The 22,134-nt window shown below is 47.4% G+C and carries 22 protein-coding genes and 3 pseudogenes; 10 read left to right on the top strand and 15 right to left on the bottom strand.

Annotated features, from left to right (window positions below):
- Positions 1-213: 213 nt before the first annotated feature.
- Entirely contained in the window at positions 214-1,023 is an 810-nt protein-coding gene (gene trpA / locus L0M14_RS15720; RefSeq protein ID WP_235117656.1) for a tryptophan synthase subunit alpha, read from the bottom strand.
- The gene (gene trpB, locus L0M14_RS15715) at positions 1,020-2,078 is read right to left on the bottom strand and encodes a tryptophan synthase subunit beta (protein ID WP_235122924.1); all 1,059 of its coding nucleotides are present in this window, start codon (positions 2,076-2,078) and stop codon (positions 1,020-1,022) included. Before trpB ends, trpA begins: the two co-directional genes overlap by 4 nt.
- Positions 2,079-2,377: 299 nt before the next feature.
- On the opposite strand from trpB, the gene L0M14_RS15710 reads away from it, so the two are divergent.
- Positions 2,378-3,337, top strand: coding sequence for a sugar-binding transcriptional regulator (locus tag L0M14_RS15710; RefSeq protein WP_235117655.1), 960 nt, complete (start codon positions 2,378-2,380; stop codon positions 3,335-3,337).
- On the opposite strand, the gene L0M14_RS15705 is transcribed toward L0M14_RS15710, so the two are convergent.
- Genes L0M14_RS15705 through L0M14_RS15695 form a run of 3 tightly spaced genes read right to left on the bottom strand, consistent with a single transcriptional unit; the run spans position 3,291 to position 4,843 of the window.
- Positions 3,291-3,953, bottom strand: coding sequence for a LysR family transcriptional regulator substrate-binding protein (locus tag L0M14_RS15705; protein WP_235117654.1), 663 nt, complete (start codon positions 3,951-3,953; stop codon positions 3,291-3,293). The two genes, L0M14_RS15710 and L0M14_RS15705, sit on opposite strands and share 47 nt — an antisense overlap.
- Positions 3,954-3,975: 22 nt before the next feature.
- A complete protein-coding gene (locus L0M14_RS15700) occupies positions 3,976-4,197 on the bottom strand; it encodes a LysR family transcriptional regulator (RefSeq protein WP_235117653.1) in 222 nt (73 codons plus the stop codon).
- 40 nt (positions 4,198-4,237) lie between these two features.
- Positions 4,238-4,843 (bottom strand): pentapeptide repeat-containing protein, encoded by a 606-nt coding sequence (locus L0M14_RS15695; RefSeq protein ID WP_235117652.1) that lies wholly within the window; start codon positions 4,841-4,843, stop codon positions 4,238-4,240.
- Positions 4,844-5,063: 220 nt separating this feature from the next.
- On the opposite strand from L0M14_RS15695, the gene L0M14_RS15690 reads away from it, so the two are divergent.
- The 3 genes from L0M14_RS15690 (at position 5,064) to L0M14_RS15680 (ending at position 6,925) form a co-directional block, all read left to right on the top strand.
- On the top strand, positions 5,064-5,705 hold the full coding sequence (locus tag L0M14_RS15690) for an NADPH-dependent F420 reductase (RefSeq protein ID WP_235117651.1): 642 nt from the start codon (positions 5,064-5,066) through the stop codon (positions 5,703-5,705).
- Positions 5,706-5,785: 80 nt separating this feature from the next.
- Complete coding sequence (locus tag L0M14_RS15685) at positions 5,786-6,436, top strand: HAD family hydrolase (protein ID WP_405030786.1); 651 nt, start codon at positions 5,786-5,788, stop codon at positions 6,434-6,436.
- A 33-nt stretch (positions 6,437-6,469) separates the two neighbouring features.
- A complete protein-coding gene (locus L0M14_RS15680) occupies positions 6,470-6,925 on the top strand; it encodes a GNAT family N-acetyltransferase (RefSeq protein WP_235117649.1) in 456 nt (151 codons plus the stop codon).
- 183 nt (positions 6,926-7,108) lie between these two features.
- On the opposite strand, the gene L0M14_RS15675 is transcribed toward L0M14_RS15680, so the two are convergent.
- Complete coding sequence (locus L0M14_RS15675) at positions 7,109-7,300, bottom strand: hypothetical protein (protein WP_235117648.1); 192 nt, start codon at positions 7,298-7,300, stop codon at positions 7,109-7,111.
- A gap of 65 nt (positions 7,301-7,365) precedes the next feature.
- Here L0M14_RS15675 and fosB point away from each other — a divergent pair, with 65 nt between their 5' ends.
- Positions 7,366-7,806: a metallothiol transferase FosB gene (gene fosB / locus L0M14_RS15670; RefSeq protein WP_235117647.1), complete on the top strand. Its 441-nt coding sequence runs from the start codon at positions 7,366-7,368 to the stop codon at positions 7,804-7,806.
- 70 nt (positions 7,807-7,876) lie between these two features.
- Here the strand turns inward: fosB and L0M14_RS15665 are convergent, their stop codons facing one another.
- Positions 7,877-8,233, bottom strand: coding sequence for a hypothetical protein (locus L0M14_RS15665; RefSeq protein ID WP_235117646.1), 357 nt, complete (start codon positions 8,231-8,233; stop codon positions 7,877-7,879).
- Complete coding sequence (locus L0M14_RS15660; protein ID WP_235117645.1) at positions 8,233-8,538, bottom strand: antibiotic biosynthesis monooxygenase family protein; 306 nt, start codon at positions 8,536-8,538, stop codon at positions 8,233-8,235. The genes L0M14_RS15665 and L0M14_RS15660 overlap by 1 nt, the downstream gene beginning before the upstream one ends.
- A gap of 198 nt (positions 8,539-8,736) precedes the next feature.
- Here L0M14_RS15660 and L0M14_RS15655 point away from each other — a divergent pair.
- Positions 8,737-10,943, top strand: a pseudogene (locus tag L0M14_RS15655) (alpha-galactosidase).
- A gap of 114 nt (positions 10,944-11,057) precedes the next feature.
- Positions 11,058-11,576: a DinB family protein gene (locus L0M14_RS15640; RefSeq protein WP_235117644.1), complete on the top strand. Its 519-nt coding sequence runs from the start codon at positions 11,058-11,060 to the stop codon at positions 11,574-11,576.
- A gap of 130 nt (positions 11,577-11,706) precedes the next feature.
- On the opposite strand, the gene L0M14_RS15635 is transcribed toward L0M14_RS15640, so the two are convergent.
- Positions 11,707-11,934: a 3-dehydroquinate dehydratase gene (locus L0M14_RS15635; RefSeq protein WP_235117643.1), complete on the bottom strand. Its 228-nt coding sequence runs from the start codon at positions 11,932-11,934 to the stop codon at positions 11,707-11,709.
- 213 nt (positions 11,935-12,147) lie between these two features.
- Entirely contained in the window at positions 12,148-12,945 is a 798-nt protein-coding gene (locus tag L0M14_RS15630; RefSeq protein ID WP_235117642.1) for an AraC family transcriptional regulator, read from the bottom strand.
- A 142-nt stretch (positions 12,946-13,087) separates the two neighbouring features.
- On the opposite strand from L0M14_RS15630, the gene L0M14_RS15625 reads away from it, so the two are divergent.
- Positions 13,088-13,864 carry a sugar phosphate isomerase/epimerase family protein gene (locus L0M14_RS15625; RefSeq protein WP_235117641.1) on the top strand — a complete coding sequence of 259 codons (777 nt, stop codon included), beginning with the start codon at positions 13,088-13,090 and terminating at the stop codon, positions 13,862-13,864.
- 39 nt (positions 13,865-13,903) lie between these two features.
- Positions 13,904-14,927 (top strand): annotated as a pseudogene (locus L0M14_RS15620) (Gfo/Idh/MocA family protein).
- 275 nt (positions 14,928-15,202) lie between these two features.
- Here the strand turns inward: L0M14_RS15620 and L0M14_RS15615 are convergent.
- From L0M14_RS15615 to L0M14_RS15595, 5 genes are all read right to left on the bottom strand, one after another.
- The gene (locus L0M14_RS15615; protein WP_235117640.1) at positions 15,203-15,961 is read right to left on the bottom strand and encodes a sulfatase-like hydrolase/transferase; all 759 of its coding nucleotides are present in this window, start codon (positions 15,959-15,961) and stop codon (positions 15,203-15,205) included.
- Positions 15,962-16,037: 76 nt separating this feature from the next.
- Positions 16,038-17,318 carry an LTA synthase family protein gene (locus tag L0M14_RS15610; RefSeq protein WP_235117639.1) on the bottom strand — a complete coding sequence of 427 codons (1,281 nt, stop codon included), beginning with the start codon at positions 17,316-17,318 and terminating at the stop codon, positions 16,038-16,040.
- A gap of 68 nt (positions 17,319-17,386) precedes the next feature.
- On the bottom strand, positions 17,387-18,505 hold the full coding sequence (locus tag L0M14_RS15605) for a Ger(x)C family spore germination protein (protein ID WP_235117638.1): 1,119 nt from the start codon (positions 18,503-18,505) through the stop codon (positions 17,387-17,389).
- A complete protein-coding gene (locus L0M14_RS15600) occupies positions 18,502-19,575 on the bottom strand; it encodes an SLC5/6 family protein (protein ID WP_235117637.1) in 1,074 nt (357 codons plus the stop codon). The genes L0M14_RS15605 and L0M14_RS15600 overlap by 4 nt, the downstream gene beginning before the upstream one ends.
- Positions 19,576-19,577: 2 nt before the next feature.
- Positions 19,578-21,062, bottom strand: a complete 1,485-nt coding sequence (locus L0M14_RS15595) for a spore germination protein (RefSeq protein WP_235117636.1) — start codon at positions 21,060-21,062, stop codon at positions 19,578-19,580.
- A 218-nt stretch (positions 21,063-21,280) separates the two neighbouring features.
- Here L0M14_RS15595 and L0M14_RS15590 point away from each other — a divergent pair.
- Positions 21,281-22,125, top strand: a pseudogene (locus tag L0M14_RS15590) (YitT family protein).
- The last annotated feature ends 9 nt before the right edge of the window (positions 22,126-22,134 follow it).

The raw sequence follows: 22,134 nt of genomic DNA, 5'->3' as shown, positions 1-22,134 counted from the left end.
TGCTGCTATTGAGTATCATGGACTCTTCTTTGCCAGCTAATCCTCATAAGTAACATGAAGAGCCCCTATCCTACGGAAATAGCGACAGTACAGGACGATGTTAGTTGTCCGGGACTGTCGCTGTTTTTGATCTCGTCCTTTAGGGACGGCCAAATCGTTTATCCTTGACATATAAGCGAACTCGTCATTAAAGGACGGTGTAAGCTGTTTATCTTATTTGCTTATCAGATGCTCGGTGAAGCTCCGCAAGGAGTGCGCAGCTTCCGCTCTGCTGTCAGGGTCCAGCCAAAGCTCACGCTGCTGTTCGATGGCATGCACGATGGCACTTCCGACAACGACGCCGTCCGCATAACGCGATACTTCACGGTACTGTTCCGAAGTGGAGATGCCGAACCCAACTACAGCGGGCAAGCCGCTGACCTCCTTCACGTACCGCACGAAAGCTTCCAGCTCGGTATGAAGCTGGGAACGCATGCCGGTAACGCCAAACGAAGAGACGCAGTAGATGAAGCCTGCTGCACGCTCTACGATTTTGGGGACTCTGTCCTTAGAGGTTAACGCAACCATAGGGATCAGGTGAATCCCAAATGTCTCAGACAAAGCGCGGACCCTCTCATTTTCCTCATAAGGCAAATCGGGAATAATGATTCCGTCAATGCCGGCCACGCTCATCCGTTCAAATGCGGTGTGTAATCCTAACTGAAGCAAGGGATTGTAGTAGGTGAACAGCAGCAAAGGAATCGTTAATCCCTGCTGTTTGGCAAGCTGAGCACATTCCAGAGCGGAGGTGAGTGTCACGCTATTCTTAAGCGCTCGTTGAGAGGAGCGTTGTATGACGGGGCCGTCGGCCAATGGATCTGAATAAGGAATACCGAGCTCAATCATGCTGGCTCCTGCTTCTTGCAGTGTAAGCAGGATGTCCACCGTGCACTCAGGGTTCGGGTCGCCGACCGTAACAAACGGCATAAATGCAGTACCCCCGCGCTGTTTCAAAGTCGCAAAGGAGTGATCTAGTGGATTCATTGCAGCCCGCCTCCTTCGTAACCAGCAATAGCCTCGACGTCCTTGTCTCCACGGCCTGATAAGCACACGACCATGATATGCTCGCTAGAGCATTCGGGAGCAAGTTTCACGGCTTGCGCTACTGCATGAGAACTCTCCAGAGCAGGGATGATCCCTTCGGTTCGGCTGAGCAGGTACAAGGCATCCAGTGCTTCTTGGTCCGTTATGGAGCAGTAGCGGACCCTGCCGCTATCCCTAAGGAAAGCATGCTCAGGACCTACACCAGGATAGTCCAGTCCGGCACTGATAGAATGCGCTTCTTTGACTTGACCGTGTATGTCTTGCAGGACATAGCTGTACGATCCCTGGAAAACACCAGGGGTTCCTTGCGAAAGAGTTGCGGCATGTGCGCCTGACTCGATCCCCCGACCCCCAGCCTCAACTCCCATGAGTGTGACTTGACTGTCGTCGATGAACGGATGAAACATGCCGATCGCGTTGCTCCCGCCACCGACACAAGCAATGACTGTGTCGGGCAGACGGCCCATGTTTGTTAGAGCCTGCTCCCGGGTTTCTTCGCCAATAACCTTCTGGAATTCGCGGACCATATAGGGATAAGGATGCGGTCCTGCGGCCGTGCCGAATAGCATGAACGTATCCTCAACGTTGGCTACCCAATATCGCATGGTTTCATTGCCGGCGTCCTTAAGTGTGCGGGAACCGGAAGTTACAGGTACGACCTCGGCACCCAGCATTCGCATACGATATACGTTCAGCTTTTTGTCTGCGAATATCTTCTTCTCCCATGAAAATCTTGCATTCCAGACCCAGCAGGGCGCAAACCGTCGCTGTCGCAACACCGTGCTGTCCGGCTCCGGTTTCCGCGACGACTTTTTCTTGCCCATTTTCTTCGCCAGCAAGCCTTGACCGATGGTGTTGTTGATCTTGTGAGCACCGGTGTGGTTTAGGTCCTCTCTTTTCAAAAAGATACGCGCACCACCGAGCTGATTGCTTAAGCGCTCCGCGAAGTAGAGCGGTGTCGGTCTGCCTGAATAGTCTTGCAGAAGCAGCTGCATCTCCCGCAAGAAGGCAGGCTCCTCCAATACTTCTCGAAGGCCAGTTCAAGCTCTGATAAAGCATACATCAATGTTTCCGGGACGAATTTGCCGCCGTATTCACCAAATTTACCCGCATTCACTTTAGGAATCCCCGTGTTCATGAATCCATCATCCTCTCGCCAATCGTTTGATTCTGATGTCAATTATAAAAACGCTTGAACAAAATTACAATGATGAACATTTGTCCAAGGTGGATGGGGAATCTCTCGTGTGGTAGCATGTCTCTAAGGAAAGAATGAATCGGAGGGTTGACAGCTATGGCAGAAGAAAGATTGCGGCTGTTGGTAAAAGTGAGCTCTATGTACTATTTGGAAGGCATGAATCAGCAGGATATTGCGCTTAAATTAGGCATATCACGGCCACAAATCAGCAGAATGCTGGGGGCGGCCAAGTCGGAGGGGATCGTACAGATTACGATCAAGAATCCGTTCTCGGAAGAACAGCAGGTGGAAAAAGAACTGATCGATGTATTCGGCTTACAGGATGCACTTGTGGTACATATGCCTGGAGCAGACCGGCAACTGTTGGATGCACAGCTTGCTAGAGCCGGCGCCGTATTACTTGAGAACGTACTGAAAGATCGGGATGTGGTTGGCGTCATGGCGGGGAAATCCGTTGCCGCTACTGGAGCGGAGCTGCAATTTTCGATTCAGAAGCACTTGCAAATCGTACCATTAGTTGGGGGATGGGGAGCAACAGGTACCGCATGGCATGCCAATGCCAATGCGAAGACAATTGGAGAGAAGCTGAAGTCGGCCTATTGGCAGCTGAATGCACCTGCAATTGTAGCCTCCGAGCAAGCAAGGGAGGTTTTTCTGCAGGAGGTTGAAATTGCAAAAGTGCTAGCCCTTGCAGCAAAGGCATCTACTGCGCTTGTAGGCATTGGTCAAGTATCCAAGGAGGCGACGATCGTCCAGTCCGGCCATATGGGGATGAAGGAGCTGGATGAGCTGCGATCCATCGGTGCTGTGGCAAATATCTGTACCGCATTCATTAACGAGCGCGGCGAAGCAGTACCACATTCCTCCGAAGGGCGCATGATCGGCTTAGACGCGAATGCGCTGAAGGTAATACCGAACGTAGTGGCTGTAGCCGGTGGGGAAGATAAGGTGATCGCCATAGCCGCGGCACTGCGGGGGAAGTGGGCAAGTACGATAGTTACGGACATGTTCACTGCCCAGCAGGTGCTCGAGTGGCATCGGGATCATCCCTTGTGAGGGGAAGAGGACGAAGATAGGGGAGCAGCTGTTCTCCTGCAGCGGATCCGATGGCGGCTATAGAGATCTCTCGCTCCGCCAAAGGATGATGGAGGGGAACAGCCGTCAGCCGAGCATGACTCAGCTGCGCCGCCACCATCTGCGGAAGGATACCTATACCGGCTCCGGCAGCTGTATAACCGGGGATGAACGCCCCGAAGGGAACTTCGGTTTTGATATGGGGGACTGCTTTCATTTCTGCAAATAAAGAAGTCATTTTCTTGCGAATGCTGCAAGCAGGGGGATACATGATCAGCGGCTGCTCAGCAAGCGATTCTAGGCAGATGCTTTGTTCGCCAGCTAAGGGATGATCGATCGGCATAATGACATAGTAGGGCTCAGTCCAAAGCTCCCTATTCCAAAAATCCGGTTTATCATCTTTAAACCGATCCACAAGGATGGCATCCAATTCACGGCTGTGGAGCATATCGGTAAGCTCTTCGGATGTATGCAGCACCGTCAGGTCGACGGGGATTCCATCCTGCTCCATCGCATGAACGACTGCAGGGAGATAGTGTTCAGCGAGGCTTGGCAGTGTACCTAGACGGACGGGACTGCTGCTGGTTAACAACAACATTTCTTGACGGATATCCGATAACTCAGCAAGAACACGAGGCAGTCGGTTGTATAAGACCTTTGCCGGCGGCAGTCAGCTGTACTCCCGATGAATTTCGCGTTAGCAGCTCGGTTCCGTAATACGTCTCCAGCTTGCGAATTTGCTTGCTGAGTGCAGGGTGAGTCAAGTGCAGCTTTTCGCTTGCCTTAGCCATGCTCTTCAGCTCGGCGGCAGTTAGAAAACTAGTGAGGTTGTCCAGATTCATGCGATGTCTGCCTCCCAATTAAATCGAGTTCTCTTTTGTATTAATCGACTTTAGCGCCATATGCGCGGAGAAAAGAAACAGCTTGGGACGCATCCATCCGTGCTCCCTTGACATTGATACTTGGGAAATCGATGCCATCCATGATCGCATCGCGTAAGTCAGCACCTTGCAGCTTGGCTCTTCCCAACTGGGCTCGTGTTAAATCTGAGTGACGCAGATTGGCTTTTTCCAGATTGGCTTCCGTTAAATCGGCTTCCGCAAAGCGCACTCCCCGCAGGTCCTGCTTGGCCAGCTTGGCAGCTCTGAAATTTACGTAGGACCAATCTCCCTGATCAATGGTCATACCGTCCAGATTTGCTTTTGTAAAATCGGAGCCTGTCATTTTGCATTCATGGAATTTGGCGACAAACAAGTTGGCTTCATGGAATTTGCAATTTACAAACGCGGATTGCTGATGAATCGATGCATTGAGCAGCGCACCGCGAAAATCGCATTCAATGAATCTGCTCGAAAGTGTAGAGATTTCCTCCATGGAAGTGGAGCGAAATTTGCATCTTGTAAATGTGCAGCGCGTCAGCTCCCCGTAACGAAGGTCTTTCTGAGAGAAATCGATGTCTTCGTAATGTTGTTCTACATATTGAAACATATCGGTACCGTCCTTCCGAAAAATGGGGATTGCTTGTTCTATCACTATCAAACAATTCGGCTGATTCTGTCAAGTTTGGTCGAGCCAATTTGGCGTCTATCGAGGATAGCTGCAACTTTTGGTTTCAATCCTAAACAAATATGGAAATTCCTGTGCCGACCGCTTCTTGATATGATCGGGTCAGAACATCAATAAACCCACTTGATCAGGAGGAATTCAAATGAAAATTAGCATCATCGGTACAGGGCGTATGGGTGTTGGACTGGCCACGCTTATGGATATTTTCATGTCCGGCGAGGAACTTTTATGGGGCTCCAGATCCATCAGTAAAGCAAAGCACCTTGTCGATGCGGGGGCATTGAAGCAGACCCGAGCGGTTAATATGGAGCAAGCTTTGGAGGCGGATGTTGTAGTCCCGACACTGTGGTTCCGCGATTTGATCCCATGGGTAACAAAGCATGAGAAGCAGCTGTGCGGTAAAATCGTCATAGATATCGTGAATCCATTTACCGAGGATTTCAGTGATTTCACACTGCAATGGGGTACATCTGCTGCTGAAGAGCTGCAGCGGGCTCTGCCGGATACCACAATCATCGGGGCATTCAAGAATACATTTTTTAAAGTGCTGGCGAATCCTATTTTTCAAAATCAACAAAGTGATGTCTATGTGACCGGGGATGATGAGCAGGCGAAACTAACCGTCATGCAGCTTCTTGAAGCAGTACCTTTTCGTATTTTGGACGGAGGACGGCTTGCTAATAATCGTACGATCGAAAGAATGACACTCTTTGAGCGCGAAATTGCGATCCGCTACGGAAACTATCCATATGTTTCTAATCGAATGTTTGGTTTAAACAAATAAGAAGTACGAGTCGGGTATAACTTGCCAGCTGTCCTTTTGTTCACTATAATCTACTTGCAAAATGGTAAGGGAGGATGGCAGTGGAACGAAAAGGAAGCGTTCGCGGCATCATGTTTGATATGGATAACACACTACTCAAATCTAATATTGATTTTGCAGCTATGAAGCAGGAAATTGCCCGTTTTTTTATCAGCGAGCGGGTGCTCCCGGAGGATTTTTCGATCCATCAGCATACGACTTCGACCATCATTGAGCATGCCAAGCAGCAAGGCATCAGTGATTCCCTGTATCAGGCTGCTATGGATATAGCCTCACATTACGAGATCATCGGTATGGATGGAGCTGACCTGGAGGAGCACGCGCGAGAACTGTTGGACCTGCTGGTGCATCGCTATGTCTTGGTCATTGTAACGAACAATGCTCAGGAGGCAGCTAGAATAGCACTGGAGACAACCTCTATCGCCTCATACTTTCACATGATTGTAGGAAGAGAACAGATGCAGTCTTTGAAGCCGTCTCCATCCGGTTGTGACTATGCGACGCGGCAATTCCCGGAGTTATCCCCTGAAGAATGGGTATTCGTCGGGGATTCATGGATTGACGGCAGGGCTGCAACGGATGCAGGCGTTCTCTTTATCCATTATGTATCCCATCAGCAGGATTTGGCGGAGAAGGGTGTTGTACCTATAGCTGAGATTTCGGATTTGCTCGACTTGGTAAGACATATTTGATAACTAATTTCAAAGGAGTGCAGGTGTAACGATATGACAGATACAGTACATGAAGCAACACTGATTGATATCAAATCCAAATTGCAAGAAGCTGAAATTCAAGAATTGCTGGGCTGCAGCGTGTTTCCCGACCCCGACCGTATAGATGAGGTCGTTCAGGAGTACCAAACGGACAGCGGGCTCTCGTTGTACGGTTATGTGTCTGAGGATTATTTGGTCGGTCTCATCGGATTTCGGATGGACGAGCAGCGGACACTCACGATTACTCATATTGCGGTTAAGCCGGATAGTCGAGGAGCAGGCTTTGGGCGCGGAATCATTCTGGAAACGATTGAGCTGCTGAAGCCGTCCTTACTATTGGCGGAGACGGATGAAGAAGCTGTGGACTTTTATCGGAGTATTGGATTCGTGATCATCAGCTTGGGGGAGAAGGTTTCTGGGATGGAACGTTTTCTATGCAGGTATGAGGTGGAAGAAGAGGATAGTTGAAGGAGCATTGGAGAGCTCCATAGTTTTCGGAGTAACGTAGCGGTTGCCTTCGACAGTTTGTTGTTAGCTTAGATGCATTTATTTCGATCGAATAACCATATGTCAACAGTATTGGAAAAAAAATCAACAGGCAGAGGAGAGAGAAAGGCGCTCTCCTTTTTTCTTTTTGTGAGCTGGTACCGACTAATGATAGCTTCCTGAGGGCTCATTCAGCACCCATTCCAGCATATCGATCATATCGCTCAAACGCTCTGCTTGAAGCTTTAGCGAATCTGTTTCTGCTGATGATCCAGCTTGCTCGGTTCGGGATTCTAGCGCCTGCCGCTGGCTCACGAGCTCATTTCGTTTACGTTTGATTTGGCTTTCTGTTCTCATATTTCCGTGATCTCCAATCTTGGGCTATTGTATATCATAACTATGATTTGAAAAGGAGTAACCGAATGAAGCTGCAGGGTATCAATCATTTCCTGTTTTCTGTTTCTGACCTCGAGAGGTCCATTCATTTCTACCAACAAGTGCTGGGAGCGAAGTTGCTTGTCAAAGGGCGCAAGCTGGCATATTTTGATTTGAACGGTCTCTGGCTAGCATTAAATGTAGAGGAAGACATTCCTCGTCGTGAGATTCATCAATCGTATACGCATATCGCCTTCACCATAGACAAAGAGGACTATGAAGCATATCTGGAGCGGTTCGCCGAGCTGGGTGTGCAGATTTTGACGGGCAGAGCGCGCCATGAGAGGGATGGATTGTCCATTTATTTTCAGGATCCTGACGGTCATAAGTTTGAGCTGCATACAGGCACTTTGCAAGACCGGCTTGAATACTACAAGGATGAGATGCATCATATGACTTTCTACGATAAGTCCGGAAGTCAAGATTGAATCGGAAAAAGGACATTGTAGTTAGTTGGGCATAAGGCCCTCCTGAGAGGTGTCCTTGAGCCAATATCCATTATTCAATGGCGCGGATGCCTTCCTGCAAATAAGCGAGAAATTTGATCTCCTTCTCGGGCTCGACACGTCCCGAAATGTGCCTGGCTATACGTTCGAAATTTTCAATGAGATGCTGTGCCGACATGCCATGCTTTTGCAGAATACCGTTCAGCCATATGGCATAGTCGATGAAAACCTGCTTGCTTTGCAAGGCATAAGCCGTCTCCAAATGCTTGAAGTGGTGTTCATTATCTTCTTTGCATTTTTGCTTGCCGCGCTCCCCGTATTTTTCCAGAAGTGAAGGGTCTGCTTCATAGATTTCCTCGGTAATTAGTTGAATGATGTCAGCGTAGGTATGTGTGTTAAGATGTTCCATTACTTGGCCACAACCTTATATTTATGAATTGTCGGGATAATGTTCGCGAGTTCTTGATCCGGATATTTCTTTTCGAGCTCATGGATTTTCTTGAATTCACTGCTGGTCACCCAAGCAAGATAATGCTCTTTCGTTTCCCACTCCATATGTACGGTCAGTTCTCCAGGTCTTGCTTCATCTTGAAGAAGTAAAAATTGGAGAAAGCCTTCCGCCTGATCAACCGATCTGGACCGGTTCCGATAAATTTGAATCACTTCGTCTGCCTTAAGTTCCGGGACAGCGAAGGTTGAATGTACGATATACATAGTTGCCCCCTCAATCTCAGTCGTGTGTCCATTGTAATATAATTGCTTCCCTACTTACAATTCTCCTTCTAGCTGCTTGACTGCATGCATCCCTTTAAACAGCTTAAACTACATTTCTCCATAGGAAAACGGAATTTGTCCATAGTGCTGCCGACTGGAAAGTAAGATAATATAAGCATATTTGTTTGGAGGGATAGTATGAGCATTACCTATGATTCGCAAAATCAATTGTTTCACTTGCAGAACAAAGAGATTAGCTATGTCATTCAAATTGTAAAAAACATGTATCCTGCTCATGTTTACTGGGGAAAAAGCATTCGTCCCGGACAGCTGCCGTTCATCCTGCAATATGTGGAGAGGTGCTCGTTCTCACCAAATCCTTTGCCGGAGGATCGTACGATTTCACTGGATACACTGCCTCAGGAATATCCGGCTTATGGGACCAGCGATTTTCGTGAGCCCGCGTATCAGACAGCTTTGCAAAACGGTTCCACCATCTCGGAGCTTGTCTATCAAGCTCATCGCATTTATTCGGGCAAACCGAAGCTGGAAGGGCTTCCTGCTACCTATACAGAGATTGACGAGGAAGCGCAAACACTGGAGCTGGAGCTGATCGATAACGTTACGGGCCTGCGTGTTGTTCTCATGTACACCGTATTTGAAGAGCACGCTGCTATTGCAAGATCCGTCAAGTTTATCAACGGGGGAAGCGAAGATATCAAGCTGCTGCGGGCGCTGAGTATGAGTGTAGATTTCAAGAGCAGCCAGTTCGATCTGCTTCAGCTTTCCGGAAGCTGGGCCAGAGAACGTCACTTGGAACGCAGAGCGCTAGCGCCTGGCAAAATAACTGTGGAAAGCCGCCGCGGAGCAAGCAGCCACCAGCATAACCCGTTTATCGCACTGTTGTCTAAGGATGCCAATGAGGATCACGGAGAAGTATACGGCTTTAGTCTCGTGTACAGCGGAAACTTTGCTGCTCATGCGGAAGTGGAGCCTTACGGGAATACCAGGGTATCCGTCGGGATCAATCCGTTCGATTTCAGCTGGCTGCTGCAGCCAGGAGAGTCGTTTCAAACACCGGAGGCCGTCATGGTGTATGCATCCGATGGGCTCGGAGATATGTCTCGAACGTATCATAAACTGTATCGGACCCGGTTATGCCGAGGTGAATTCCGTGACCGAACACGACCGGTTCTGGTTAATAACTGGGAGGCGACTTATTTTCAATTCAACGCGGAGAAGATTGAGAGTATTGCGAAGGCAGGGAAGGAGCTGGGTATAGAGCTGTTTGTGCTCGATGACGGTTGGTTCGGCAAACGAGACAGCGACAATAGCTCACTTGGAGATTGGTACGTCGATCAAGCCAAATTGCCAGGGGGCTCCATGATTTGGCCGGTAGAGTCAACCAGTTGGGCTTGCAGTTCGGCTTGTGGTTTGAGCCGGAGATGGTTTCACCCAACAGCGATCTGTACCGGAAGCACCCGGATTGGTGCCTGCATGTTCCAAATCGCCGGAGAACGGAAGGACGCCAGCAGCTGATCCTAGATTTTTCGCGTGAGGATGTGTGCGCAGAGATCGTTCGAATGATCGGGGATATTCTTCGAAGCGCGCCGATCACCTACGTGAAATGGGATATGAACCGTAATATGACGGAGATCGGCTCGGCCGCACTTCCGCCAGAGCGTCAGCGGGAGACCGCGCATCGCTACATGCTTGGGCTATATAAGGTCATGGAGCAGATTACCTCCGAATTTCCTCATATCCTTTTTGAAAGCTGTTCCGGAGGAGGAGGACGTTTTGACCCAGGTATTCTGTATTACATGCCTCAGACATGGACAAGCGACAACACAGATGCCGTGAGCCGCTTGAAGATCCAGTACGGCACAAGCCTGGTATATCCGGTAAGTACGATGGGGGCTCATGTGTCCGCCGTGCCGAACCATCAGGTGCATCGAGATACTTCACTGGAGATGCGAGGACATGTCGCCATGTCTGGTAACTTTGGATATGAGCTTGATCTGACCAAGTTCACGGTCGAAGAGCAGGAGGCGGTCAAACAACAAATCGCCACATACAAGAATATCAGGCCTCTGGTACAATTCGGAGCCATGTATAGGCTTTTGAGCCCTTTCGAAGGCAATGAGACCGCTTGGATGATCGTGGCGGAAGATAAAACGGAAGCGATTGCCTTCTACTTCCGTGTGCTGGCTGAGCCTAATCCGCCGCTGACATGGCTGCGGCTCAAAGGGCTTGACCCTGCTGCGGATTATGAAATCGACGGAATCGTATATCCGGGTGATCATCTGTTGTATGCCGGCCTTCCGGTATCCGGCCTTCACGGCGACTTTCAAAGCAAGGTGTGGCTGCTGAGAAAGATAGAGTCATCGTCGAACTGGGAGTCATAGTTCAATGTTAGTGTGATGCATTTCGCTCTCTAGCAAAGATTGGAATTCAGCTGATCTTAAGCTAATATAGAAGTAGCTATTAATCTTTCTATAGAGAGAGGAGTTCATGGACATATGCTGAATCGACCGGATAGCACGGAGTATTATCCTTATGTCAGCGGCTATATTCATCTTGTTCCAGATGGAGATTATATCTCCTATTTAGCTAAGCAGCTTGAAGAACTGAACGCTTTGTTTGCGGAAGTTTCTGAAGAACAGGGCAGCTATGCGTACGCTCCTGGTAAGTGGAGCATCAAGGAAATTATTGGACATATAACGGATACGGAACGTGTGATGAGTTATCGATTGCTGCGAATTGCACGAGGAGATTCGGATATCTCGCTGCCGGGTTTTGACCAGGATTCGTTTATTCAGTCAGCCGCTTTCTCAGAGCTTACTCTTGAGACGCTACTAGCTGATTTTAGAGCGGTTCGCAAAGCTACACTAACACTTCTCACAACCATCACCGATCAAGCATGGCTGCGCAAAGGACTGGTTAACGATAACGAAATTTCGGCCCGTGCCATTGCTTATACACTTGCAGGGCATGCTCAGCATCATATGAATGTGCTGCGCGATAAATATCTGTCATAATTACAAAAAACCGCTCCTTCTCCATGACTGTGCTCAGTCTAGGGATAAAGGGGCGGTTTCTTTCTTACTAGATAAGAAAGTATAACTTTTATTAATATGAAGTTATGTAGCGGCTTGTTCCCGCATATCATTAATAGAGAGATAATGCTAGCGAGTCTCTTTCATTGAGAGAATGCAGTATCGCTTCACATCCGACGATCTCGATGCTGATAATTGAATCCAAGCATTTCTTAATGGCCGTGCGGCCTTTTACTACCTTGGCTTCAAGCGCTGATTTCAAGAGGTTGAATTTCTTTCTATTTTTCTCGTCAGAGTATACGGGTACTGTTTTGTTGTGAATTGTGATGAACATTTTCATTAACTTCCACCATCCTAACAATTGGATATATGTCTAGCATAATAGACAATTATTAATCTAACATTAAAATAGTTTTACAGTTTTCAAACAAAGTTGTTGAATAACCTACTTTTTATACGTGCTTCCTAAAAGAAATGTTCCAATATGTTGCAAAAAAATTTTAGAGCGATAATTTGACGCAACCTGCTGGGTAAAGGTTCATTTTTGGACAAACTATTGCGGGACATTTTGCCGAAATAATTTCGGGGAGATACCATATTTTTGCTTGAAAGCGCGATGAAAGTACGGGTAGCTGCCAAACCCGCAGGTTTCGGCGACCTGCTCCAGGGACATGGAGCTGTCATGCATGCGCTCAACGGCAATGGCTAGGCGCACCTCCAAGGCATATTGGATCATGGTTTTCCCGAAGCATTCTTTAAACAAATGCACGGCGCGGGAGACGCTTAGCTCCACATGGGATGCGACATCCTCGATTTTAAAAGTGGAGGTTGCATGCGCCTCGATAAAGCGCTTCATTCGGGTTCCTGTAAAGGGCTTGCCCTTCAGCGTTATGGTTTCTTTAGCGGCCCGCTCCAAATATAAGCACAATGCTTTCAGCAGATATCCGCTAATTTCTTCATTTTCTTCTTCCATTCTTCGTTTTTCCAAAATCAGTTGGCGCCACAAAGAGATGAGCCTCGCGTCCAGGTCTACCTTGCTGCACATCGGTTTAGGGCTGCTGTTCCACCAAGCGTCCATCCATGGGCCTTTGCAGAACAAATAATAATCCCCGCTGGAGATTTTCCCGTCCTCGTGATCCTGCGATTGGTCAATTCTCAGCTCGTAGGGATCTGTCGGTTTGAACAACAGCAGGTGACCCGCTTGAATTTCGCGCATCTTGCCGTCGACAAGCGCTTCGCATACGCCTTCTGTTTGAAGGCGGAATAAATAGGAGGAAAGACCGTTTTTACTGCTTACCTCGAACCTTTCCATATGGTAGGAATATCCACAGGTCAGAAGCTCTATATCCATAGGAATTCACCTTTCACAGCCAAATAAGAGATGTTTTGATTATATCGTGAATGTTCATAATAAACCAGAATCCGCTATAATGTAGGTAAATAGGTTCACTATTGATTCAAAATAACAGCTCAAATGGAAAGAAGGAGTAAAAATGGCTCGTCTTGGAATTGGTCTTCAATTGTATACACTTAGAGACGATATGGAAAAAGATATGGAAGGCACACTTCGTTATGTAGCCGAATTAGGATACGAAGGTGTGGAGTTTGCCGGTTACTACGGCATGCCTGCCGAAAAGCTGAAACAGCTGCTTGATGAACTGGGACTGAAAGCAATCGGCAGCCATGTGAGCTTGGCGAGCCTTACTGATAATCTTCAAGGCGAGATTGACTATTTGAAAACACTTGGAGCTCAATATATCATCTGCCCTTACGTCATGCCTGAACAGCGGGAAACGTCCGAGCAATGGGAAGAAATCATCTCCCGCTGCGAAGGATTTGCTGCTGAAGCTAAGAAACAAGGTCTGCAGTTCTTATATCATAATCATGATTTCGAATTTCATCTTAAAATCAAGGATGAGTTTGTGTTCGATGCCATGTACGCGAATACAGGTGATAAGGCCATTAACGTGGAAATGGATGTATGCTGGGTACAGTTTGCAGGCCAAGATCCTCTGGCTTATATTGCGAAGTATGCTGGTCGTCTGCCGCTGGTTCATTTCAAGGATTTCTCCAAAGATGAAGAAGGTAAAATCATTACCTTGGAGCTTGGACTTGGCCAGGTTGATCTGAAGATGGTCATCGAAGCAGCTGAGAAGGCTGGCGCAGAATGGCTGGTTGTAGAACAAGACCACTGCCAGAAGCCTCCCCTCACTAGCGTGGCAAATAGCTTGAATTGGGTAAAAGAGAACTACACAGGCGTGCGCCAATAATCGTATATTATTCGAAGATAAAAGGAGATAAAGAAAATCATGAGTAAAGTTAGAGTTGCCGTCATTGGTTGCGGCTCCATTTCCAAGCATCGCCATATCCCGGAGTACGGTTGGAATCCGAATGTTGAGCTGGTTGCTTTTGCGGACCCGATTATTGAAAGAGCTGAGCATTACGCTCAAACTTATGGCGGTAAAGCATATAGCAGCTACGAAGAATTGCTTAAGAATGAGAAAGTAGACGCTGTCAGCGTATGTACGCCTAACTATCTTCACGCAGAGGTTTCCATCGCGGCTGCCAATGCTGGAGCACACGTATTGGTAGAGAAGCCGATGGCTACGACGGAAGCTGAGTCAAATGCTATGATCGAAGCGGCTAAAAAAGAACGGCGTATTCCTGATGGTTGGCCACAACCAAAGATTGATGCCTCCGCACGTGAAAGCAAAGGAAATCCTGGAGACGGGCAGACTTGGAAAAGTGCTGACATTCCGCACATCCTTCGGTCACCCAGGTCCTGAGGGCTGGAGTGTAGACGGCCGCGAGAGCTGGTTCTTCCGTAAGGGAGAAGCGATCATGGGCGCTATGGGAGACCTTGGTGTACACAAATCAGACCTGATCAGATACCTGCTCAGCGATGAGGTTTCCGAGGTTGCAGCATTCGTAGGCACCATCCATAAAGATGGTACAGATGTAGATGACAATGCAACTTGCATTCTTCGCATGAAGAGCGGCGCCATCGGTTCCCTTGTTGCATCCTGGACGTACTACAAAGGTGAAGACAACAGCACGGTTCTGTGGTGTGAGAACGGTGTTATGAAAATCGGTACAGACCCAGAGGATCAAGTTATTGTTGAACTGAGAGACGGTACGGTTGAACGCTACAAAGTAGGCGCAATCGCAACCAACGAGAAGCAAACCTCAAGCGGCGTGATCGATGAGTTCATCAGCTGCATTCAAGAAGGCAAAGCGCCTAGCATCTCCGGTGAGGAAGGCTTGCGTTCCTTGAATGTCATCCTGGCTGCTTTTGAATCCCAAGCAACGGGCAAAATCGTTTCCATTTCCTAAATCTTTTAGAACGCCAAAAATCCCTTGCCCATCCGATTGGGCAAGGGATTTTTTGGGGGTCAGACGATGAAGGGGAAATGGAGAGGTCCGTAGTTTTCGGAGAAGCGTAGTGGTCGCCTTTGACAGTTTGTTATCACCTTATAAGGCTTTTATTCCAATGAAATAACAAAATGTCAACAGCGATCGGAGAAAAGCTACGGTAGCTCTTAATGAACCCTACTTTATCGCTAAAAAAATCCCTTGCCCATAATGATTGGGCAAGGGATTTTTGGCGTTTAGCGTCCGCCCATTTCGATCGGCCAAGAATTGGAATGGTCGATGACGGTGTCCTTTGAATTTTTCACATTAATCTGTACGTCCCACATGCCTGGCTTCAACAGGTCGCCTTCCACTGTAGCAGCGAGACTATGTTCGTCTCTCCATTCGGTCTTCAGCGGTTTGCCGTTAAGCGTTACGTATCCCAGTGGCGGGAAGTTGCTGCCTGATAGTGTAATAGTAACTGATGAAAGACCAGATAGATCCTGCGTATCGGTTTCTGCCTTATCAATGGTGATTGGGCCATAGCCAAGATGATAATTTGGATCGATGATCGGCTTCGTGTAGTCTTTATAGGCATGACGATCCCCGAATAAAATGTCGTACTGTAGGGTGTCGTAGTCCTTCAAGTCCGCTTCATTGATATTCATTTCGGCATAATGGTCTTTCGGTGGAATAATGGGAATCTTCTTCGACAATTCATCCAAATAGTCCATATAATAATTTCCTTGCTGCCCGGACAAGTTAATCAAATAAGGTCCTAGGAACGAAGGGCTGATATTCAAATTATCTTTGTGCTCGGTGTCGAAATTGTTCCACACAACTAACGGCACGCTGTACATCTTTTTCAAGAAGTCAGGGTCGTCTTTGCCGCTGATATATTTGGTATCAATATAAGTTGCGTAGTCATCGCCGAGAGCGGGAAGATGATCCCCCCAGAATGCGATAATGGTTGGCTCGCCGCTATTCTGGTAATGCTCGACCAGCGTTTTTAACATGTTGTCTGCGCCGCTTTCTCCCTGAGCAAGGGTTTCAAGCATGCCTTGAGAAGAAGGAGCCATATCCCCGGTTACATCAATCGTGTTTTTTGGGGAATTTTCCTGGATAATAATGAAAATGGTTTTCCATCGTATTGGCAAATACAAAATCCGGTCCATCGCTTAACGAGGTGGTATGAATGATATTATCGGCAACCTCACTGTCCGCGATATAAGGGCCAGAGTAGTTAGGTTTAAAATATTCGATAGGAATATATTTCGAGAATCCAAAATCCTTATAAACCTTATCACTATTAAAATACCAGCTGTAAAAAGGACTAATTGCTGTAGAGGTGTAGCCCTGGCGTGCATAAATACTGGCCAGTGAATCTACCTCATTCGTAATATATTGGTTGTATGCAATAGAGCCTTGAGGCAGGAAACGCATAGAGTTGCCTGTCAATACCTCGAACTCTACATTGGCGGTACCTCCGCCATACTGCGGCGACAGCATCCAGCCGCTCGTATTTTCCTTTTGAAGCTTGTGGAAGAAGGGAATCGGATCTCTGCTGAACTCTACGCCAGGAATGATGGTCGGGTCCCAGAACGACTCGCTAAGTACGACGATAACGTTCGGTTTAACATCTTTTTGAGGAGTATCCCCGGCCTTCACAGGCTTAGGCGTTTGGCTGACAATAGCCGCGATCGCCTGATCGTCATAGCCTTCCCGGTCTTTATTGAACATCATCTTGGTATTGAGGACCGTAGAGAATGCAAAACCGTTGTTTTTGGCATTCTCCGCTTGATTCCAAGGTTCGGCGTGGATGCCCAGCCATTTTTCAACAGGTAGCGGTCCGTCTTTATAAATGGCGGTGATCATGAGTAGTGATATAACGGCCAGCACGATTCTTTCTTTGGCAGAAGCTTTCTTGGTATATAAGCTAGTACGGTATAAAAGAAAATAGCTGGCAACTGCAAAGATCAAGAGGCCGATCAAGACGCGGTAGGTCAATATATTTGTCACATATTGGACCATGTCTGAGGTCTCGCCAGCCAACACGAAATCCCACGGAAGCAGCGGAACTCCGAGCAGTTTCAATTTAACCCCGCTAACAAGTGATAAGATCAATAGAAGGGCACTAATTACCCAATAAGCAATTCGAGCTCTGCCAATGGCGGCAAAGGCCAGCAACAGGCAGGCTGTTACAATCATCATGTTGAATAAGAGTGCCGGGATATGCCCAGCGCTCCATGAGACCATTTCTCCGTAATGGCCCCGGCTCAACACTTCCATAATCAGTACAGGAACGAGTGCCGCAAGAATCAGCGGAAGCCTCGCTTTGACTGATTTCCAAATGTTCAGTAATAGTGTGCGCATCGATTTCTCCCATGTTTCGTAGTATAAACATTTTGTAAATGTCATAGGACATTATAACATGGGAGAATCTAATATTCGATGGTACCCCGTCTAACAATTTTTGTGCGTGCCGTAACGGTAACGGGAATCTCTGGAAAGATATCCTGGTTCCATGCTTCGTAGTCTAGGAGCACGCCTGATAGATGCTTACGGTATTCATTGCCGATACCTGCAGGATCTGCATGCATGGCTTGCAGCTTTTTTACTAAGCGGCTTACGTTTTGCTCCAGTTCTTCGGTGATTTCCCGCTCCAGGCTGGACACTTCAGTAGGAGTCGATATGTGTTGGCCGTGAAGCTCATCGATGTCCAAATCCATATGAAGGCTAATGTTAATACCTTGATTTGTTGCATGAATGGTAGTTTTGTAGTTTAATGCCATAGCCGTAGCGTCGGGAACATCAATGATCGTATTGTGCAAAGGGTTATTTTGCAGCATTTGTAAGTACATGGTTTCCTCAGATGTAATGCTTCCTACCAATTTGTCGCCTCGAAAGACTCCGAGCTGTCCTATTTCTATGTGATTGCCGCCTTGAAGGTTTTGCACATACATGGCGAAGGGAGTTTGGCCCGGCTCAACACTAAGCGAATAAAATTCATAGAGATAAATCGGTAATATTTCCGCCGTTTCCGTACCTGCTTGTGAGAATACATCGATAAACAAATCAGCTGTGGAATCAGGAATCTGAGGAACGGTCTCCAGAACATCTCTAGGTGAATCCTTGGTCAATGCAATCCAAGCAATGGGTTGAAACTCACTTCTCCTCATAAATAGGTCCAAATAAGGATCAAGCCCGTCCTTCGCAATCTCTTCGGAAAACAGAATGATTTTATTGTGCCCAAACTGAATGTCTCGGGAATTATCACGCTTCATTTTAAATAATGCTTCTGAGACGTCCCTGCCTTCTTCAGTAAGGATGTAATTGGGGGACTTTTGATTGCCTCCTGTGCCGCCCGGGGACAAAGCGGAAAAGCGGTTGGGAATAGCCAAGACAGCATGCACCTTCACCCCAACCTCCGACTTTTCCACACCAAGAGCCGTCACAAAGGTAATACGATTAATCTGTTTGACGTCCGTACATCCGCAAATAAGCAGAGGAAGGAGAGATAGGGACAGTAACATTCGCCGGCTTATGCTTTTCAGTGTCATGGCAGCTTCCTCCGTATTTTCATTCCGAGTACAACACATACAGGCAGAATCGCCAGGAATCCGAATGTCATGAATCCTAACGGGACGGATAGTGACTTTGCGAGAAAAGGAGAAGCTGAAACCCATTCGACGATGGCAATAAGAAGGCCCATAGGAATGATGATAAAGGCGTTAATTCGTACGCCGATAACCCCCGCAACGGCTCTTGAAGCGCAGCGCAGCAGGAAGGCTGATCCAATAAACTGCATGTATTTCCAATACAAGATCCAGATGAACACAATCCGCTCCAACACAAAATTTTCAATACGGGCTGTATTTACTACACTGTAGGTCAAATAAATGATTTCACCGGCCCGTTTAATCCCGAAGGTAGCAATGCCAATAATCATGAAATAGGTCGTGATGATGGCAATAATCAGGGAAAGGATGCCCAATGAAAGACCATGTATCGTTCGTCTTTTGTCGTGAATCAGCGAAATGGCGGCAAGCGGTAAATAAACAAGCATAGCGCTCGTAAAAGCGTGGATCGGGCTATTCCATTCTTGCCTGGTAAACAGAGGTGTAACCCAATTCCATCTCAGATGCAAAAGCGGTGCCAGCGAAATGAACAGAAAGAAAGGTACAACGAAAATCATCATGATGTGGGCATAACGAGCGTGTGTTTTTAAAGGTAATAACGCGATGCCAGTAGCCAATACGGTTTCGAGCAAGACGTACGCACGTAAATTGCCAAATAAGAGCGTTTTGGATAGGAAGTCCCCGGAAAGATAAGTAAAATACACCGTCCCGCCCGTGAACAATACAGCAAAGCAAGCATACAAAGACCTAGAGAGGAACACACCGCCGACTTGATGAGAAGCATCGATTAGCGACACACTGCCGCTGCGGGCGATCACCTGATGCATCCATATACCAAGCCAGACGCTCAGCAGACAAGGAATGAAGATCCAGATACTATTCCTACCGATCCCTAGGATGACTAATGACGGTGCACGAGTTACCGATAGTCCGAGCATGACGACAAAGAGCAAAAAAGGGTAATAGATGCTTTCCTCTTTGAGCCATTTCATGGCTACCATTCCCCACCTTCACTTGAATTGCGTGTCGTCCCTTTCGCCTCCTTGCTGTAAGTTGAGGGCCGCTTTTTTACTAAGGACAAGGGAGCCCGAAAGAGCGCATCACGAAAAATGTCCTTATAATGAAACGTAACGAACGGAGCTGCGTAAGGTACCCCTAGACAATCGATGTGGCTTAAATACAAGCCAATCATGGCGCTGCCTACTACGATGCCGTACAACCCCCATGGAATAGAGAGCAGGACGAGGAAAAAGCAGCAGAGCCGCCAGGCAAGGCCCACCATATAATTAGGCATCGTATAACTGCCGATCGCGGTAGTTGCCGTGATGACGATCATGATATAGCTAATGAGATGGGATTGCGCCGCGGCAGTACCTATGATCAAGCCTCCGACAATGGTGGCGGTACCCCCGATGGTTTTGGGTAATCGGACAGTAGCTTCATTAATGAGTTCAATGAGCAGCAGCATAATAATGACTTCTATGTACGCGGGATATGGTACGCCTTCCCGGCTCGAAGCAACCGCCAGCATGAATTGAATGCGAAACATGTCCTGATTTACAGCCGTAACCGCAATGTATAGAGCCGGCAAATATAAAGTGATGGCGAGCCCAATCATTCGAGTGAATCGAAGAAAGGAGCCGGATATACTGGGGAAATAATAATCATCAGATGCTTCAAACAAACAAGTCATCGTCACCGGCAGGATTAGACAGGTTGGCGTTGTGTCCGTCATCACGATAAAGCGCCCTTCTGCAATTGCTGATGTTGCCTTGTCAGGGCGTTCCGTAAGCTGATACATGGGAAACGGAGAGAAGCGTTGACCTGATGTTAGAGCCCCGATTTGGGAGGATTCCAGCAGCATATCGATATGTATACCCTTTAATCGTTGTTTAAACATATCCAAAGCCTTTCGGTTCACCAAACCGTCCATATAACCGATCATGACTTTCGTTCTGGACGTTGTGCCCAAGGTGTATTCTTCAAATCGCAGCGTATGGTGCCGGATTCGGCGGCGAATCATCGAAACATTGACACCAATATCCTCGATAAACGAATCTTTAGGACCGATGAGAGAGCTTTCCCGTTCTGGCTGGGTAACGGAACGGTTATGCCAGTCGCATGCCTCCACCGCTAATCCTCTAGAACAGCCCTGGTATAGGACAACACACTTGCCTTCAAACAGATTTTGCGTGATTGATTCAAAGCTTATGCGTATCAATGATCCTAGTGACCAGAGGCTTTCAACGCTTGGCCGTTTTAAAAAAGGCGTATCCTTGTCGTGAATCCGGTTGGATGATTCCAACAAAGGCACGAGCAGTCGATTATGTATCAAGTTTCCATCGGTAATCGTCTCCAGGAATACAAGTAAGGCCTCAGGATTATCGACATCCGTGTGAGCTACATAGTGAACCTGCAAATCAACAGGATTTCCCATAAATTCAGCAAGCTCTTCATAATATTGAAGCAAGGATTTCATGACTATTCACCATCCCCCTATCGATTAGCGTGCCGCCATCTGAGGAAATTTATGCTGAATGCTTTTAAAACCGATGAATTTTGTATGGTTTGCAGGAGAATCGAGGCTAGGGGGAGAAAAGTGTGAAGAGATATAGAGAAGGAGGAGATCATTCTGGCCAATCAACAGGTGAAGATGCAAAAGAAAGGATGAACCCGCTACCGCTTCAGCATAAGAAAATGACGAAGTTGGCTTTTATCAGAAGAGTCGTCTTTCTTTTCCTAGGCGCAGCACTGATGTCCGTAGGTTTAGAAATTTTCCTGGTTCCCAATAAAATTATTGATGGGGGAATTACAGGGATTTCTATCATTTTTTCTTACTTATTTAACACGCCTGTCGGTGTATTTTTGACCATTCTCAACTTGCCCTTTATTTATTTGGGCTATAAAATGATCGGCAAGACCTTTGCCTTATCAACACTATTTGCTATTCTTGTGATGTCCTTGGGTACAGCGCTGCTGCACCCAGTAGATCCGCTTACGATTGATCCTCTACTAGCGACGGTATTTGGTGGAATTATTCTGGGAATCGGCGTCGGAATGGTGATTCGGTTCGGGGGGTCGCTTGACGGTTCTGAAATTGTAGCTATTCTCGTTACCAAAAAGCTTCCGTTCTCTGTTGGTGAAATAGTCATGTTCATCAACGTATTTATTCTCGGCAGCGCAGGGTTTGTATTTGGCTGGGACCGGGCGATGTATTCCTTGATTGCTTATTATATCGCCTACAAAATGATTGATGTGACCATTGAAGGCTTTGACGAATCCAAATCGGTTTGGATTATCAGTGACCGTTACAGGGACATCGGCAAAGCGCTGGTCGATCGTTTAGGCCGGGGAGTTACTTACCTGGAAGGGGAGGGGGCTTCTCCGGTGATACGAAGAAGGTTATTTTTTGCGTCATTACCCGTCTGGAGGAAGCCAAGCTGAAGTCCATCGTGGAGGAGCTGGATCCTAGCGCATTTCTCGCTGTCGGCAACATTCACGATGTCAAGGGCGGCAGGTTTAAGAAGAAGGATATCCATTAAAAAAGGGGA

Origin of the sequence: Paenibacillus hexagrammi (assembly GCF_021513275.1) — a bacterium.
Taxonomy (GTDB): Bacteria; Bacillota; Bacilli; order Paenibacillales; family NBRC-103111; genus Paenibacillus_E; species Paenibacillus_E hexagrammi.
The sequence above is the reverse complement of the archived record's forward strand: the minus strand, read 5'-3'. Positions and strand labels throughout refer to the sequence as shown.